At 71.0% G+C, this 15415-nt stretch carries 11 protein-coding genes, 3 pseudogenes and 1 riboswitch; of the genes and pseudogenes, 11 read left to right on the top strand and 3 right to left on the bottom strand.

From position 1 onward, the window contains the following. The first annotated feature begins 10 nt into the window (after window positions 1-10). Window positions 11-973 (top strand): carbohydrate kinase, encoded by a 963-nt coding sequence (locus tag ACGFSA_RS21420; RefSeq protein WP_393306438.1) that lies wholly within the window; start codon window positions 11-13, stop codon window positions 971-973. A 68-nt stretch (window positions 974-1041) separates the two neighbouring features. Here ACGFSA_RS21420 and ACGFSA_RS21415 read toward each other — a convergent pair whose 3' ends face one another. Continuing rightward, the gene (locus ACGFSA_RS21415) at window positions 1042-2343 is read right to left on the bottom strand and encodes a hypothetical protein (RefSeq protein ID WP_393306436.1); all 1302 of its coding nucleotides are present in this window, start codon (window positions 2341-2343) and stop codon (window positions 1042-1044) included. Window positions 2344-2710: 367 nt separating this feature from the next. Between ACGFSA_RS21415 and ACGFSA_RS21410 the strand changes: the two genes are divergently transcribed. The 7 genes and pseudogenes from ACGFSA_RS21410 (at window position 2711) to ACGFSA_RS21380 (ending at window position 10903) form a co-directional block, all read left to right on the top strand. After that, the gene (locus tag ACGFSA_RS21410) at window positions 2711-3940 is read left to right on the top strand and encodes a beta-ketoacyl-[acyl-carrier-protein] synthase family protein (RefSeq protein ID WP_393306434.1); all 1230 of its coding nucleotides are present in this window, start codon (window positions 2711-2713) and stop codon (window positions 3938-3940) included. Between the two features lie 75 nt (window positions 3941-4015). Then, window positions 4016-6051: pseudogene (locus tag ACGFSA_RS21405) on the top strand (acyl-CoA dehydrogenase). 115 nt (window positions 6052-6166) lie between these two features. Continuing rightward, complete coding sequence (locus tag ACGFSA_RS21400; protein ID WP_393306432.1) at window positions 6167-6427, top strand: acyl carrier protein; 261 nt, start codon at window positions 6167-6169, stop codon at window positions 6425-6427. Further along, on the top strand, window positions 6424-7647 hold the full coding sequence (locus tag ACGFSA_RS21395; protein ID WP_393306430.1) for a beta-ketoacyl-[acyl-carrier-protein] synthase family protein: 1224 nt from the start codon (window positions 6424-6426) through the stop codon (window positions 7645-7647). Before ACGFSA_RS21400 ends, ACGFSA_RS21395 begins: the two co-directional genes overlap by 4 nt. Before the next feature lie 82 nt (window positions 7648-7729). Continuing rightward, window positions 7730-7918: riboswitch (cobalamin riboswitch) on the top strand. A gap of 62 nt (window positions 7919-7980) precedes the next feature. Further along, the gene (locus ACGFSA_RS21390) at window positions 7981-9021 is read left to right on the top strand and encodes an ABC transporter substrate-binding protein (protein ID WP_393306428.1); all 1041 of its coding nucleotides are present in this window, start codon (window positions 7981-7983) and stop codon (window positions 9019-9021) included. Next, entirely contained in the window at window positions 9018-10112 is a 1095-nt protein-coding gene (locus ACGFSA_RS21385; protein ID WP_393306426.1) for a FecCD family ABC transporter permease, read from the top strand. Before ACGFSA_RS21390 ends, ACGFSA_RS21385 begins: the two co-directional genes overlap by 4 nt. Beyond that, window positions 10109-10903: an ABC transporter ATP-binding protein gene (locus ACGFSA_RS21380; RefSeq protein WP_393306424.1), complete on the top strand. Its 795-nt coding sequence runs from the start codon at window positions 10109-10111 to the stop codon at window positions 10901-10903. Before ACGFSA_RS21385 ends, ACGFSA_RS21380 begins: the two co-directional genes overlap by 4 nt. Before the next feature lie 114 nt (window positions 10904-11017). Here the strand turns inward: ACGFSA_RS21380 and ACGFSA_RS21375 are convergent. Continuing rightward, window positions 11018-11335: pseudogene (locus tag ACGFSA_RS21375) on the bottom strand (PRC-barrel domain-containing protein); the annotation flags it as partial. 490 nt (window positions 11336-11825) lie between these two features. Here ACGFSA_RS21375 and ACGFSA_RS21370 point away from each other — a divergent pair. Next, window positions 11826-12551 (top strand): adenosylcobinamide amidohydrolase, encoded by a 726-nt coding sequence (locus ACGFSA_RS21370; protein WP_393306422.1) that lies wholly within the window; start codon window positions 11826-11828, stop codon window positions 12549-12551. Window positions 12552-12592: 41 nt separating this feature from the next. Continuing rightward, window positions 12593-13501 carry an NAD(P)-dependent oxidoreductase gene (locus ACGFSA_RS21365; protein ID WP_393306420.1) on the top strand — a complete coding sequence of 303 codons (909 nt, stop codon included), beginning with the start codon at window positions 12593-12595 and terminating at the stop codon, window positions 13499-13501. Between the two features lie 194 nt (window positions 13502-13695). Here ACGFSA_RS21365 and ACGFSA_RS21360 read toward each other — a convergent pair. After that, window positions 13696-14171: pseudogene (locus ACGFSA_RS21360) on the bottom strand (sigma-70 family RNA polymerase sigma factor); the annotation flags it as partial. A gap of 532 nt (window positions 14172-14703) precedes the next feature. Between ACGFSA_RS21360 and ACGFSA_RS21355 the strand changes: the two are divergent. Next, complete coding sequence (locus ACGFSA_RS21355; protein WP_393306418.1) at window positions 14704-15351, top strand: class I SAM-dependent methyltransferase; 648 nt, start codon at window positions 14704-14706, stop codon at window positions 15349-15351. Window positions 15352-15415: the final 64 nt, after the last annotated feature.

The following is a 15415-nucleotide window of genomic DNA, read 5'->3' as shown; positions in this document are numbered from 1 at the left end:
GATCCCACCCATGCCCGAAACGGTCGACACCCTCGGCTCGCCCGGCTTGCCAGAGTTTCTGGTCATCGGCGAATGCGTCGCCGACATCGTCCGGTTGCCGGGCGAGGACGACCGCGTCCACCCCGGCGGCAGCCCGGCCAACGTCGCGTACGGACTCGCCAGACTCGGCCGGTCCAGCATCCTGCTCACCCAGCTCGGCCCGGACGCCGGGGGCAGGCTGATCGCGGAACATCTGGCGTCCGCCGGAGTCGTGGTGCGTACCGACGGCTCCACCGGGCCCACCCCGTCCGCCTCGGTGGCGCTGGACGATGCCGGCCGGGCCGCGTACACCTTCGCCATCACGTGGACGCTCTCCCCGGTGGAACCGGAGCGGCCGCCGCACCATGTGCACACCGGCTCGATCGCGACGGTCATGGAGCCCGGCGCTGCCACCGTCCTCGCAGCCGTCGAGTCACTGCGTACCACGGCGACCGTCAGCTACGACCCCAATGTGCGGGCGGCCCTGATGGGCGACCACGACGCAGCCGTCCGCCGGGTGGAGCGCTGTGTCGCACTGAGCGATGTGGTCAAGGCCAGCGACGAGGACCTGGCATGGCTGTACCCGGGGCAGTCCCCGGAGTCCGTCGCCGCGCGCTGGCTCGGCACGGGCGGCCCCGCCCTCGTCCTGGTCACCCGGGGGGCGGACGGCGCGCTCGCTTTCACTCCGGGCGCGCGGACCACGGTCGACGCGCCCCGTACCAAGGTCGTGGACACGGTGGGGGCGGGCGACGCGTTCATGTCGGGCACGCTGCACGCCCTCGCCGCGCACGGGCTGCTCGGCGCCGCAGGACGGGACGGACTGCGTGCCATCGACCCGGAGACCGTCACCGATGTGCTGCGCCACGCGGCTGTCTCCGCGGCGCTCACCGTCGCACGCGCCGGTGCCAACCCGCCCGACGAACCCGAGCTGCGTGCCGCGCTGACCCGCGCCTGAGCACGGCTGTGCCACCGGCCGCTCGACGAAGCTCCGTCGAGCGGCCGGTGGCACAGCGGGGCCTGCGGTCACGCGTGCGGTGACGGGAGCATGTGCGGTGTGCTGTCGTCGTCGAGGAACTCCACGACCGCCAGGGCGAACAGCGCCGCCAGGGCGATCCACACCGTGACGAGCCCCGTCGGCCGGTCCCACACGAGCAGGACCGCCGCGGCGACCACGACGACCGTCCAGTTGAGCCACTGCTTCGCCCGGTGCACCCAGGCGCCGACCGGTCCGCCGGTGATCCCGGCCGCGTCGCGCACGGCGCCGATGCCGCCGTTCCACATGGCCTTGACCCGGGTGGCGGCGTGGCCCTCGCCGGAGAGCCAGGCGGCGAGCGCCACCACCGTGCCCAGCGTGACCACGAGCCGGACCACGGCGCGCAGCTGGACGACCAGGGCGTCGAAGACGGAACCGGCCGCCGGCTGCGACACCGAGTCCGGAAGACTGTCCAGATAGAACGCGCGGAACACCCACAGCGCCAGGCCCAGCACCGCACCGCCCACCGCGATCGCGAGGGCTGCCGTGACCAGCGCACGGCGTCGGCGCACCGCGAGCAGCACCCCGCCCGCGGCGAGCACCAGGGTCACCACCGGTAGCCAGAACCCGGCCAGTTGCAGCAGCCGGAACCCCTTCTTGGCCTTGCCGATCGCGTCGGACGTCAGCACGGTGAAGTCGGTGTGGATCTCGGGAATCTTCGCGGCGATCGTCAGCCCGTGCTCGACCAGGAGCTGCTTCACCCGGTCGATCACCGGGGCGAGATCGATGACAACCGTGTCGTTCGTGAGCTTCACGGCCCCGCCCCCGCTGCCGGTCAGCGCCTTGACGGCCGCCGCGTGGGCGGCGCGGTTGAGGTCGACCCACACCCTCTCGAAGGCGTCCGAGGTCACGAACTTCTCCACGGTCCCATGCACGAAGTTCGTGAGGCCCGTGGTGATCGGGGCGCTCAGCCGTCCCAGCGCCTTGTCGAGGACCGGCCGGTCCGCCGGGGCCACCTCGGCGAGCAGCGCATGGACATCCAGATGTGTCATCACGGCATCGGTGACCCGGTTCGTCAGCGCCGCCTGCACGTCGGGGTCCGACGCCAGCGGCTTCATCATCGCCACATAGCGGTCGGTGTCGCCGACATCGTTCTTGGCCCAGACGGCGACGGCGCTCAGCGGCGTGAGGACGGCCGCGACGAGGATCAGCAGCACGGCGAAGACCGAGCGGATCCGGGGTCGGGACCGCAGTGGCGTGCGCGCCTCCAGCTGCGTCACCCGTGCGCGCAGCGAGTCCAGTTCGTCGTGGGCCGAGAGAGGCTGTGACTCGTCGTGGTCCGCTGATGCCATGACCCAAGGGGATGCCCTGCGCATCCGGGCAGCACGGCGAGTTGCTCCGGACGGGTGAGCCGGGGGCGCGTGCCGGGCGTGAGCCGTTCGTGCTCGCGGGTTCCGCGCGCCCCCGTTCGGCCCAGTGAGCGCATCCTCACCGGGGTGACGGCCGTTCGCCAGCCGGTGGGTCTGATCGGTTGCGGGGATCGGCGCAGCGAGTGCCGAGGGGATACGTACTCGACGGCGGCGCGCAACCGGATACGGGGGCGGGTACGGGGCAGCGGAGTCACCGCCTTCGGGCGCGGTCCGGCCTGGGCTTCCGCCGTACTTCGCCGACCAGGAGCCCGCACGGACCACGCACAGTGCGCGACGGAAGGAAGGGCACATGACGCAGGCTGACACCGGGGTCGCGGTGACGGGAGTGGGGCTGGTGACCCCCGCGGGCGCCGATGAACACGCCTTCTGGGCGGGGCTGTGCGCGGGACACTCCGTGGCGCGGCGCTGTGACGCGCTGGCTGGCCTGTCGGTCGACTTCGCCTGCCCGGTCGACGGACTCGACCTGGACGCGGCGGTGGGCGGGCGCTCGGCGTGGCGGATGGCACGGTTTGTGAAGCTGGCCCTGATCGCCGCCCGGCAGGCCGTCGCGGACGCCGGACTCTCCCCGGCCGACTGGGACGGGAGCCGGGTCGGCGTGGTGCTCGGCGTCGGTGTGGGCGGTGTCTCCGTCCTCGTCGACAACCTTCGCAAGCTCGACGACGCAGGACCTGAGGCCGTCTCTCCGCTGCTGGTGCCGATGATGATCCCGAACGCGGCGGCCGGGGAGCTCGCCATTGCGCTGCGCGCCCAGGGGCCCAGCCTGGCGCCCGCCACCGCCTGCGCGTCCGGGGCGACCGCGATCGCCGTCGCCCGTGACCTGCTGACGAGGGGCCGATGCGATGTGGTCGTGGCGGGAGGTTCGGAGTCCGCGCTGACCCCGCTCGTGGTGGCGGCCTTCGCGAAGATGGGGGCGCTCTCCACCCGTACCGGCGATCCGGCGGGCGCGTCGCGACCGTTCGCCACGGACCGGGACGGATTCGTCATCGGGGAGGGTGCCGCCGTGCTCGTGCTGGAGCGGACCGCTGACGCGTGCGCGCGCGGCGGACATCCGCGTGCGCTGCTGACCGGCGTGGGTTCCAGCACAGATGCCCACCACCCCACTGCCCCGACACCCGACGGGCGCGGTGCGCAGCGGGCGGTGGAGGCGGCGCTGCACGAGGCGGGCTGGGCGCCCCGCGAGGTCGACCACATCAACGCGCACGGCACGTCCACTCCGTTGAACGACGCGATGGAGACCGCGCTCATCTCCCGGCTCTTCCCGCACCGGCCCTCGGTCACCGCACCGAAGGGCGTGGTCGGACACACCCTCGGCGCCTCCGGGGCGATCGAGGCGGTGGCGACCGTACTGACCCTGGAGCAGGGCGTCGTGCCGCCGATCGCCAACCTGGATGCGTTGCCGGACGGGTTCGCGCTCGACTGCGTGACCAAGGAGCCGCGCCGGCAGTCCGTCGAGCGCGCCGTCAGCCACTCCTTCGGCTTCGGCGGACACAACGTCGCTCTCGCCTTCCAGCGCGTCTGACCGTTCGGACCGCCCGCAGGTACCGGTGGGAACCGCGAGGTGTGTCCTCGCCGTTCCTTCATCGTTCTCCTGTTCATGACCGCAACGATCGAGAGCACCACCGTCCACGGCACCGCCGATCTGTTGAGAGGCGTCCTCTTCGGCGTCAACTTCCCTCAGGAGCACGGCTCTTGGCGTCGGCTGATCTCTACGGAACCATTCCGCCGCCCGGCCGGCCGCAGTCCCGACGAGCGTCTCGCCCTGACGTACGAACGGCTGAGGATCCTCAACAGCGCGCTCGACAGCGCAGCAGGGCCCGCCGCCGACCCACGCGCCCTCGCCGCCCTGCACGAGTGGCTCGGCCCGGTCGATCCCGCGCTCACCACCGTTGCGGGCATCCACTACAACCTCTTCCTCGGCAGTCTCCTCGACCACGCCGGCGACAGCCGGCGTGACCTGTCGGACTTCCTCCGGTTGCGGCGCATCGGCACCTTCCTCTGTACGGAGGTGGCGCACGGCAATGACGCGGTGGCCATGGAGACCACGGCGACGTACGACCGCGCACGTGACGGGTTCGTGCTGCACACCCCGCACGCCGGGGCGCAGAAGTTCATGCCCAACACCAGTCCGGCCGGCGGCCCCAAGACCGGACTGGTCGCGGCGCGCCTGCTCGCCGACGGCGCCGACCACGGCGTCTTTCTCTTTCTGGTGCCGCTCACCGACGACACCCACGCTCTCCCGGGGGTACGCGTCCGCAGGCTGCCGGCGCGCCTGGGCAGCCCCGTCGACCACTGTCTGACCTCCTTCGACCGCGTCTTCGTGGGGCGTGACGCACTGCTCGGTGGTGAGCACGGACGGATCGGCGACGACGGGGAGTTCAGCAGCGTTCTGCCCAACCGCAGGCGTCGCTTCCTCACCTCGATCGCACGCGTCACGGTCGGCAAGATCTCCATGAGCGCCTGCGCGGTCGGCTCCGCGCGCGCGACGCTCGCCGTCGCCGTGCGCTACGGGGGCCATCGGCAGATCTCCGGGCCGCGCACCACGGAACGGGTGCGGGTGATCGCCCATCGCAGCCATCACGGCCCGCTCGCCGAGGCCATGGCCACGGTGTTCGCGATGAGCCTGCTGCACCGCAGGGCCCTCGACCGCTGGGAGGAACAGCTCGGGACCGGCACGGAGACGGGACGGGCCGAGGCGGAGCGGCTGGTCGCCGTCGCGAAGGGGTGGATCACCTGGCAGGCCCGCGCAGTTGTCGTCGAGTGCCGCGAACGGTGCGGAGCACAGGCGCTGTTGGAGAACAACGGCATGACCGATCTGATCACCGGCGTGGAGGCGGTGATCACCGCCGAGGGCGACAACCTGGCCATCCACGCCAAGGCCGCCGCGGAAATGGTCTTCGCCGCTTCACCGGCCGCGGACGGCGGCACCTCGGACCGGGCGACCGGAGAGCTCACCGACCCCCGGTTCCTGGGGTGGCTGCATGCGCAGGTGGAGGTCATCTGGTTCGCCCGCGCCAGGGAGCGGATGAGCAGCGCAGCGCACGGTGATCCGCTGGCGCGGTGGAACGCGGCGTCCGGGCCCGCCCTGCGGGGCGTCGAGGCGCACGCCCGCCGACAGGCGGCCGAGGCGTACGCGGAGGCGGTCGCAGAACTGCCCGAAGGTCCTGGCCGCGAGAGGCTGGCCGAACTGGAGCGGCTGTTCGCTCTCCGGTGGGTGGCCCGCAACAGCGGCGATCTGCTTGCCGCCGGTCATCTGACCACTGATCAGGTCAACGCCCTGCCGGACGCCGTCGAGCAGCTCATCGCCGCCGTCGCCGGGTATCTGCCCACCCTGATCGAGTCCTTCGCGCTGCCGGACGAGGTCTTCGCGGACTGGCCCATCGCGGGCGCCGACTACGTCGATGCGTACGACGATCCGGAGGCGTCCTGGCACACCACCACCGGGGCGCAGGGAGAGCGGTGAAGACTTCGGACGAGCGCACCGCCGGGCAGCTGTGCCGGGTACGTGATGCGGTCGGGGCCCTCGGAGTCCGGGCCGTTCTGCTGGCGTACTGGGGCACCGCATCCGTCCTCTCCCGGTGCTGTACGAAGCCGCGGGTGATCGTTGGCGAATCGGTTCGCCGCAAGGCGTAACCGGCAGATCGGGAGTCAGTTACTTCGGCGTCGGGACCGTGCGTTCCGCCGGCCCGGGCATCGGCAGAACCTGCATGAACTGCGCGACCTGCACGACCTAACGAAGAGGAAGATCATGAGCGCGATTCACCCCCAGATCACCGACGTTCTCACGAACACTTTCAAGGTGCCCGCCGCAGAGATCCTTCCGGGTTCCACGATGGACAGCCTGGAGATGGACTCCCTCGCCGTCGCCGAGTTCGCCGTCATCATCAAGGAGACGCTGGGGGTCGAGGCCGACTCCGACAAGCTCTACAAGGACGCCACCCTCGCCGACATCACGACGTTCATCGGTGCCGCGGTGAGCGGCGACCCCGCGATGAGCAGCGCCCGATGAACAGGCCTGCCGTCGCCGTCACCGGCCTGGGGATGATCACCCCGGTCGGCAACGACACCGACACCACCTGGGACGGGGTGTGCGCCGGGATCTCACCGGCCCGCACCGTCCCCGAACTCGAAGGCTGCGCGATCGACTTCGCGTGCACGGTCTCGGGCATCGATCTGGACGAAGCGGTCGGCGGCCGTGCGGCCTTCCGGATGGGGAGGTACGTCAAGTTCGCCGTCCTTGCCGCGCGGGAAGCGGTCGCGGACGCCGGACTGGACCCGGCCGACTGGGACGGCAGCCGGGTCGCCGTGGTCGTCGGCACCAGCAGCGGAGGCTCCGCGGGCCTGACCGAACAGGCCGTCGTCCTCGACCGGCGAGGACCGGGGGCCACCTCGCCGACGGGGATCCTCCTCACCATTCCGAACATGCCCGCGGCGGAGATCGCCATCCGGATGGGGGCGACCGGTCCCAGCCTGGCGCCGTGCACCGCCTGTTCGTCCGGGGTCACCGCGCTCTCCGTCGCCCGGGACCTGCTGGTCACCGGCCAGTGCGACCTCGCGATCGCCGGAGCCACCGAGTCGATTGTCTTCCCGGTCGCCATGACCGGATTCGCCCGGTCCGGTGCCGCCGCCACGAGGGACGGCGACCCGGCCCGCCTCTGCCGGCCGTTCGCGGCCGACCGCGCCGGTCTGGTCATGGGCGAGGGCGCCGCCGTCATGGTGCTGGAACGGGCGGACGACGCACGGGCCCGGGCAGCGGTCCCGCGGGCGCTGCTCGCCGGGACAGGCGCCACCACCGACGCCCACCATCCCACCACTCCGCACCCGTCCGGCGCCGTCGCCCGGGCCGCGGTCGAGGCCGCGCTGCGCGACGCGGGCTGGGCGGCCGAGGACGTCGAACACGTCAACGCGCATGGCACGTCGACACCGCTGGGCGACGCCACCGAAGCCGCTCTCATCGGCCGGGCCTACCCGCACCGGCCACCCGTCACCGCCCCCAAGGGGGTACTGGGCCACTGCATGGGGGCTGCCGGAGCCATCGAGGCGGGGCTGACGATCCTCACGCTGCAGCGCGGGATCGTACCGCCGATCGCCAACCTGGACGCCTCGGCGCCCGAGTTCGACATCGACTGCGTCACCGGACAGCCCCTCCACCGGCCCGTCCGGCGCGCCGTGAGCCACTCCTTCGGGTTCGGCGGCCACAACGCCGTGGTCGCCCTCCAGCGTCCGTAGGCAGGGGGCGGAGCATGCCGGGGCGGTACGGCCGGGGTGCCTTTGGCCCCACCGCACCGCCGACGGGCCGCGCGGCGCAGCGTGATAGCTTGCCGAAGCCAGTCAAACTCCACGTAGGGGTCAGGGAATCCGGTGCGAATCCGGAGCTGACGCGCAGCGGTGAGGGGGACGGGCGGGGCCACGGCCACTGGGACATCCACGGGTGTCCTGGGAAGGCGTCCCGTCCGAAGGAACCCGAGTCCGAAGACCTGCTGGCATCTGCCGCCCGGTACCGGGCGGCAGCACTCCGTACAGCGGGCTCCGCGCATGGGCCCTGAGACGCAGAGGGACTCCGTGCCGTCCATAGCCAGCCCTGCCCGCGCCGCCGCCCTGCTCTCGGCGGCACTCCTCCTGCTGACCGCGTGCGGCGGAGGGACCGACGACTCCACACCCAAGTCAGCCGGTGGCGAAGGCTATCCGGTGACGCTCAGGAACTGCGGCCGCACCGTCACCGTCGAAGCCGCACCGCACCACGCCGTCTCCGTCGACCAGGGATCGACGGAGATCCTGCTCTCCCTCGGCCTCGCCGACCGGCTGGCGGCCACGGCCACCTGGACCGACCCGGTGATGAAGGGGCTGGAGAAGGCCAACGCGAAGGTGCCACGCCTCTCGGAGAACCGGCCGTCGTCGGAGAAGGTCCTCGACCAGGAACCCGACTTCGTCAGCGCCTCGTTCGAATCGACCCTCGCCAAGGGCGGCGTCGCCCCCCGCGAACAGTTCGAGGAGCTCGGTGTCCCCACCTACGTGTCGCCCGCCGACTGCACCGGCAAGGACAACAGCGGCGGCGGCGACGGAGCGCGTACCGAAGCACTGACCATGGACAGCGTCTACGGCGAAGTGCGCGACCTGGCCAAGGTGTTCGGCGTCCAGCAGCGCGGCGACGAGCTCGTCGCCCGGCTGCGGGAGCGGGTGAGGAAGGCCACCGACGGCATCGACGCCTCCGACGCCACTCTCCTCTACTGGTTCTCCGACTCCAAGGCCCCGTACCTGGCGGGCTGCTGCGGCGCACCCGGCGTCATCACCAGGGAGCTCGGAGCGAAGAACGTCTTCGACGACACCCATGAGGAATGGCCGCAGATCAGCTGGGAGACCGTCGCCGACCGCAACCCCGATGTCCTGGTCATCGGCGATCTGACGCGCAGGGCACAGACCGCCGAGAGCGCCGCGAAGAAGATCGAGTTCCTGGAGTCCAATCCCGCGACGAAGAACATGGACGCCGTCGAGCACAAGCGGTACGTGCTGCTCAGCGGCCAGGCCATGAACCCGTCCATCCGGACGGTCGAGGGTCTGGAACAAGTCGCCGCCGGCCTGCGGACGTTCGGGCTCGCCGGGTGACGGACACCGAACGGGCCGCAGCGGTACGTACGGAGCAGGCACCCGGAACCGATACGCAGCGCAGGGCCGGTGGCGCACGGGGGCTGCGCGACGGTGTGCTGTGGGCCGCGGGCGTCGCCCTGCTCGCGCTGTCCGTCGCCGTCGCCATCACCATCGGCCCCGCCCGGATCTCCGTCGCCGACGTCTGGTCCGCGGTGGCCGCCCATCTCGGGGTGGGCGACTCGCGGCTCACCCCGATCCGGGACGGCATCATCTGGAACCTGCGCATGCCCCGTACTCTGCTCGCCGCCGTGTGCGGCGCCGGACTCGCGGTGTGCGGCACGGTCATGCAGTCCCTGCTCCGCAACCCGCTCGCCGACCCGTTCGTCCTCGGCGTCTCCTCCGGGGCGTCGACGGGCGCGGTCGTGGTCGTCGTACTCGGGGTGGGCGGGGGAGCGGTGTCGATCTCGACCGGGGCGTTCATCGGGGCGCTCTGCTCGTTCGCCCTGGTACTGCTGCTCAGTCATACCCTCGGCGGTACGACGGACCGGGTCGTCCTCTCCGGCGTCGCGGCCATGCAGCTGTTCTCCGCGCTGACCTCCTTCGTGGTGATGACCTCGGCCGACGCCGAGCAGACCCGAGGCGTGCTGTTCTGGTTGCTCGGCTCGCTCAGCGGGGTCGGCTGGACCGATGTGTGGGTCTGCTTCACCGTGCTCGTCGTGACCCTGCTGATCTCTCTGGGCCACGCCCGTACGCTCGACGCCTTCGCCTTCGGTCAGGACGCGGCCGCCGCCCTGGGAGTCGATGTCGGCCGCACCCGGATCGTGCTGCTCTGCACGACCGCGCTGCTGACCGCCGCGCTCGTCAGCTCGGCGGGTGCCATCGGCTTCGTCGGGCTGGTGCTGCCCCATGCCGCCCGGGCGCTCACCGGCTCCGGGCACCGGCGGCTGCTACCGGTCACCGCGCTGGCCGGGGCGGTGTTCCTGGTCTGGGTCGACACGCTCGCCCGGACCGTCCTCGATCCGCAGGAGGTTCCGGTGGGCGTCGTCACCGCTCTCATCGGCGTACCCGCGTTCGTTCTGGTCCTGTACCGCACCCGGAGGACCACATGACATCCATCGGCACCGCCGCAGGTCTGCGCGCCCAGCGGGTGTCCCGGGAGGCGGGCGGCCGTCTCGTCCTCGACGGGGTCTCCCTCGTCCCGCCGCCCGGCGCGACCGTCGGACTCCTCGGCCCCAACGGGTCAGGCAAGTCCACTCTGCTGCGGGTACTCGCGGGGGTCCTCGCGCCGGCGGCGGGCGTGGTGACGCTCGACGGCGAACTGCTCGCCGCGATCAGCCGGCGCACCGTCGCGCAGCGGGTCGCCGTGGTCGACCAGCATGCCGACACCCAGGTCGAGCTGCGAGTCCGGGACGTCGTCGGGCTCGGCCGCATTCCGCACCGCCGTGCCTGGTCGGCGTCCAGCCGCGCGGACGAAGACGCGATACGCGAGGCACTGGAACGCACCGGCCTCGCCGAACGCAGCGACCAGTCCTGGCACACGCTCTCCGGGGGCGAGCGCCAGCGTGTCCAGATCGCCCGCGCACTGGCGCAGCAGCCGCGCGAACTGCTGCTGGACGAGCCGACGAACCATCTCGACATCCAGCACCAGCTGGAGCTGTTGTCCCTGGTCACCTCGCTGCCCGTCACCGGCGTCATCGCCCTGCACGACCTCAATCTGGCCGCGATGTTCTGCGACCGGATCGTCGTCATGAAGGAGGGGCGGGTGGTGGCTGCGGGTACCCCGGCGGAGGTGATCACCGAGGAACTCATCGCGGATGTGTACCGGGTACGCTCGGTGGTCACCCAGGACGGCCCGGACGGGCGGCCCTCGGTGCGGTTTCTGCCCGGACGGGCGGAGTAGCCGTACATACGAAAGCAGGAGGCGGAACCCGGCACGGTGCGGGCCCGCCCCTGGCCTGTCCGCTCCCGGGAGCCGTGCCTGCCCGCTCGCCGGGACCTGCCGTGGAACTCACCCGGTGAGGCCGTAGTGACGGTAGAGCTCCTCCTCCTCGGAGACGGAGAGATGCGCATCCGCGTCCACCCTCGGGGCGCCTTTCACTCGGTCCTTCGGATGGGGAATGTGCAGATCGGAGCCCACTCGGCGAGCGCCGTCCAGGGGCACGAAATTCTCCTTCATGCCGAACAGGCCGGTCTTCACCGTGATCCAGTCCGGTCTGCCGGTGGCGTCGTCGAGATACACCCGCCCCACGGTGCCGACCTTCTCGCCTCTGGGGTCGTACACCGTCAGGCCGTCGAGTTCCTTGGCATCCGTGAAACCGTCAGCGGCTGCCATGACCGGTTCCTCCTCGCCCGGGCGCGCGTCATGTGGGCAGCTCCACCAAGGCAGGCACGTCCGGCTTCCATCGCGCCTCACCCGGATGGGCGATGCAACTTCCCGGCCCGGAACGATGGCCCCTCGCATCCGGGGCGGCGACGTGCGATGCCGGGGGTGGGGGAACAGCCCGGCGTTGGGCCATTCGAGTGAGGTCGTGACGGTGAGGAGGCGTACGTGGGATTGCGGACGGGCACCCCGGGTGGTCCGGCCGAATGGCGCGCCGGCCGCACCGGTCTCCGTGCCACGGGCACGCCGCCGCCTCTGCAAGCATGAGCGAACGCGCCCGTTTTGCCCGGACGTCGACTGCTTCGACGTCACTCGGCCGGCCAGGAGGTCGGCGGCGCGTCAACTCTTTCAACACGTCCGTGGTCGGCGCGCTCGTGGCGGTGCTCATCGGCCGCATCCCGCTGAGTCTCATCCGCACGGAGCGGTGCCGCCCCTGCCGCATATGATCGACAGACCGTTTCCGACCGTCGTCCTGCCGTGCCATCGGGGGTGCACCATCCGTTCCGTACGCGTCCGCCCACCCGGACAACGGGGCGAGCTGCTGACCCGGCAGGAGGACGGTCTCGCCCTGCACCACCTCGTCTGGCGGCTCGGACCCGGCTGGCGGGTGTGCAGCAGTGCCGTACTCGGCGGCGGCATCGGGATGCGCGAGTGGATCCTCAACGCCCAGGTGCCCGGCGGCTATCCGCGCCTCGACCCCGACCGGCACCTCGCCGAGATCGCCGCCGCCGAAGCGCTCACCGGTCCCGGTGCCGGACTGATGACCGCGGCCGATGTCACCGCGTACACCGTCGCCGACGACGAGGGCGTGACCGCCACCGCCACCAGCGGTCTGGGTGTACGGGGCTGGGCCGCCGACCCTGCCGCGGGACACGCCGGGCCGCTGCCGCCGGGCACGGTGAATATCGTCGTGACCGTCCCCGTGGCCCTGTCCGACGCCGCTCTGGTCAATGCCGTCGGGACCGCCACCGAGGCGAAGGTCCAGGCGCTCCTGGACGCCGGCCTCGACTGCTCCGGCACCCCCACCGACGCGGTGTGCATCGCCTCACCGGAGCCTGCACCCGGCGCGGCCGGGGAACCGTTCGCGGGCCCGCGCTCGACGTGGGGATCACGACTCGCCCGAGCCGTGCACACCGCCGTACGGGAGGGCGCACTGCGGCACCCTTGACCTCGAACCGCCCACGCGCCGACGAAGGGACCCTTGCTCTCATGACGTCCACCCCTGCCAACTCCATCCCCGAGTGGCCGACCGTGGCCGTCCTCGGCACCGGGATCATGGGATCCGGGATGGCCCGGAGCCTGCTCCGCGCCGGACTCGACGTCCGCGCCTGGAACCGTACGCAGGCCAAGGCTGCCCCCCTCGCCGCCGAAGGCGCCACGGTCACCGAAACGGCGGAGGAAGCCGTACGCGGCGCCGACGTCATCCTGACGATGCTGAACGACGGACCCTCCGTGGCCGCCGCGCTCACCGCCGCGGCGTCCGGAGTGCAACGCGGCCAGGTCCTGCTGCAGAGCTCCACCGTCGGGATCGACGCCACCACCGAACTCGCCCAGAGGGCGGCGGACTTGGGGCTCGTCTATCTCGACTCCCCGGTTGCGGGTACCAAGCAGCCCGCGGAACAGGGTGCGTTGACGGTCTTCGTATCTGGTCCGTCCGCCGTCCGCCCGTCGGTGAACCCTGTGCTGAACGCGATCGGACAGCGCACGGTCTGGGTCGGTGAAACACCGGGCGCCGCCTCGCGGCTGAAGCTCGTGGTCAACACCTGGGTGATCAACATGGTGAGCAGCATCGCCGAGTGCCTGAACCTCGCGGAGGGGCTGGGAATCGACCCGCAGTCGTTCCTCGACGTGATGAAGGGCGGCCCGCTGGATTCCGCGTATCTCCAGGGCAAGTCCGCCGCGGTCCTCTCCGGCGACCTCACCCCGAGCTTCACCCTGTCCACCGCGCTCAAGGACACCCGCCTCATCCTTGCGGCCGCCGAACAGGCCGGGGTGACGCTGGATCTCGTCGCCGCGTCGGCGAACCGGTTCACGCGTGCGGAGGAGGCGGGACACGGCGGTGAGGACATGATCGCCACCTACTACGCGGGCCGCCCCGCGGAGAAGGACGACGACTGACCGTCCCCGGTCGAGACGGGCGCCCTGGCTCCGCGCTCCGTGGCCCCGGCGGCCGCCGGCCCATGGTGCGCGGGGCGATCAGCCCAGACCCCGTCGACCTTGCGGAATGTGTCCTCGTAGTGCCCCACATCGGCGGGCAGGCAGGGCAACGGCAGATCCTCGCCCCTCACTCGTCGTCGCTCACTCGTCGTCGCTCACTCCTCGACGAACATGCCGCTGCGGAACTTTGCAGGATCCGGCTGAGCAGCCGCGACACCTGCATCTGGGAGATGCTGAGCTCCGCGCCTATCTGCGACTGCGTCATCTCCTGACCGAAGCGTATGTCGATGATGCGACGCTCGCGCGCGTCGAGGTGACCCAGCAGCGGGGCGAGGGTGTGCAGATTCTCGACCGGCTCCATGCCGGGGTCCGGGGAGCCGAGGGCGTCGACGAGCGTGCGCCCCGGCGGGTTGGGCCGTCCCGCGACCACCGGATCGGACGGCATGTCCAGCGATCCTGCGGTGTACCCGTTGGCGCCGTCGACGCCTTCGGTGACCTCGTCCTCGCCGATCCCGAGCTGCTCGGCGAGCTCCGGCACGGTGGGGTCGCGGTCGAACTCCGCGGCCAGTGACTCCTTGGCCTTGGCGATGTCTACCCGCAACTCCTGCATCCGGCACGGCACATGGACCGCTCAGAGCGAGTCGATCCGGCCAATCGGCGTGAATGGCCGGGAATATTCGTGATCCGGCGTCACAACCGTGCAGGTGAGAGGAGCGGGAGAGGACAGAACCGCCCCACCGGTACGGGGGAGCCCGGTGGGACGGTCACTATCAGACTGCCACACGAGTCGGCCGAATGTGGCGTGACCGGTCCGTGCCGATGTGCTGTTGAGTCGAAATCGATTCCGGACCAGGCAGCGGGGCGGGCCGGTCGCGCGGGTGTCCCACGGCGGTGTGGGTGACGGCGGCGGGGGAGTCCTGCGTCGTGCAGTCACCCCTCATGAATAGCCGTCATTGTGAACATCGCTGATCACGACCTGCGGCGACGCTCGCGGGCCGTGCGCGACGCGGCTCCGTTATCTGTGGCAAGGAGGAGACCGTGCCCGCGGTCATGCAGTTGTCCGCCGGGAAGGCGTTGAACCAGCGATAGCCTGGGCGAACCGGCGGGACGGAAGATCGTGATTCTAGCGGCTCGCCTCAGCGCCAGGAACTACTGTCGCGAGCATGGTCGAACACGATGCCCTCAGTGCCACCCGCGAAGCCTACGACGCTGCTGCCCCCGCCTATGCCCAGCAGTTCCGCGACACACTGCGTGACAGGCCGCTGGACCGCGCGATCTTGAGTGCCTTCGCCGAGGTTGTAAGTGTGAGTGGGGATGGTCAGGTCGCGGACCTGGGGTGTGGTCCTGGCTATATCACCGCATATCTGGACGAGTTGGGGCTGGCGGCGTTTGGCGTTGACGCCTCTCCTGCGATGATCAAGTTGGCTCGACAAGCCTATCCGGGTCTGCGGTTCGACGTGGGCTCGATGGCCTCGTTGAACATCGCTGACGGCGTGCTGGGCGGCGTACTCTCACGTTGGTCCATCATCCACACTCCGCCGCAAGAACTCCCCGTCATCTTGTCGGAGTTCCACCGGGTGCTGGCACCTGGCGGCCATCTTCTGGTCGGCTTTTCGGCCAGCGATGATCCGTCTCACCCGACGCAGGTCTTCGATCACACAGTCGCGCCGGCCTATCGGTGGTCGCCTGATCACCTCGCCGCGATGCTGCGTAAGTCCGGGTTGGCCGAGGTAGCCCGGATGGTTCGCGAGCCTCAGCCCACCGACCGACGGCAGTTCCAGGAGATTCAACTGCTCGCCCGCAAAGCTTAGGTAGGGGCTGTCTGGCCGAACGCACGACAGCATCCAACTTGGGTTCTGTACAGCTAACGGTGGG

This window comes from Streptomyces sp. NPDC048496 (assembly GCF_043200055.1).
Lineage (GTDB): Bacteria > Actinomycetota > Actinomycetes > Streptomycetales > Streptomycetaceae > Streptomyces.
This window is presented reverse-complemented; position numbering and strand designations above follow the sequence as displayed.

What these genes read in the sequence shown, in the direction of transcription:
- ACGFSA_RS21365 (WP_393306420.1), top strand. Translation starts at nt 12,593, where the DNA reads ATGACGTCCACCCCTGCCAACTCCATCCCCGAGTGGCCGACCGTGGCC.
- ACGFSA_RS21420 (WP_393306438.1), top strand. Translation starts at nt 11, where the DNA reads ATGCCCGAAACGGTCGACACCCTCGGCTCGCCCGGCTTGCCAGAGTTT.
- ACGFSA_RS21395 (WP_393306430.1), top strand. Translation starts at nt 6,424, where the DNA reads ATGAACAGGCCTGCCGTCGCCGTCACCGGCCTGGGGATGATCACCCCG.
- ACGFSA_RS21355 (WP_393306418.1), top strand. Translation starts at nt 14,704, where the DNA reads ATGGTCGAACACGATGCCCTCAGTGCCACCCGCGAAGCCTACGACGCT.
- ACGFSA_RS21410 (WP_393306434.1), top strand. Translation starts at nt 2,711, where the DNA reads ATGACGCAGGCTGACACCGGGGTCGCGGTGACGGGAGTGGGGCTGGTG.
- ACGFSA_RS21400 (WP_393306432.1), top strand. Translation starts at nt 6,167, where the DNA reads ATGAGCGCGATTCACCCCCAGATCACCGACGTTCTCACGAACACTTTC.
- ACGFSA_RS21415 (WP_393306436.1), bottom strand. Translation starts at nt 2,343, where the DNA reads ATGGCATCAGCGGACCACGACGAGTCACAGCCTCTCTCGGCCCACGAC.
- ACGFSA_RS21380 (WP_393306424.1), top strand. Translation starts at nt 10,109, where the DNA reads ATGACATCCATCGGCACCGCCGCAGGTCTGCGCGCCCAGCGGGTGTCC.
- ACGFSA_RS21370 (WP_393306422.1), top strand. Translation starts at nt 11,826, where the DNA reads ATGATCGACAGACCGTTTCCGACCGTCGTCCTGCCGTGCCATCGGGGG.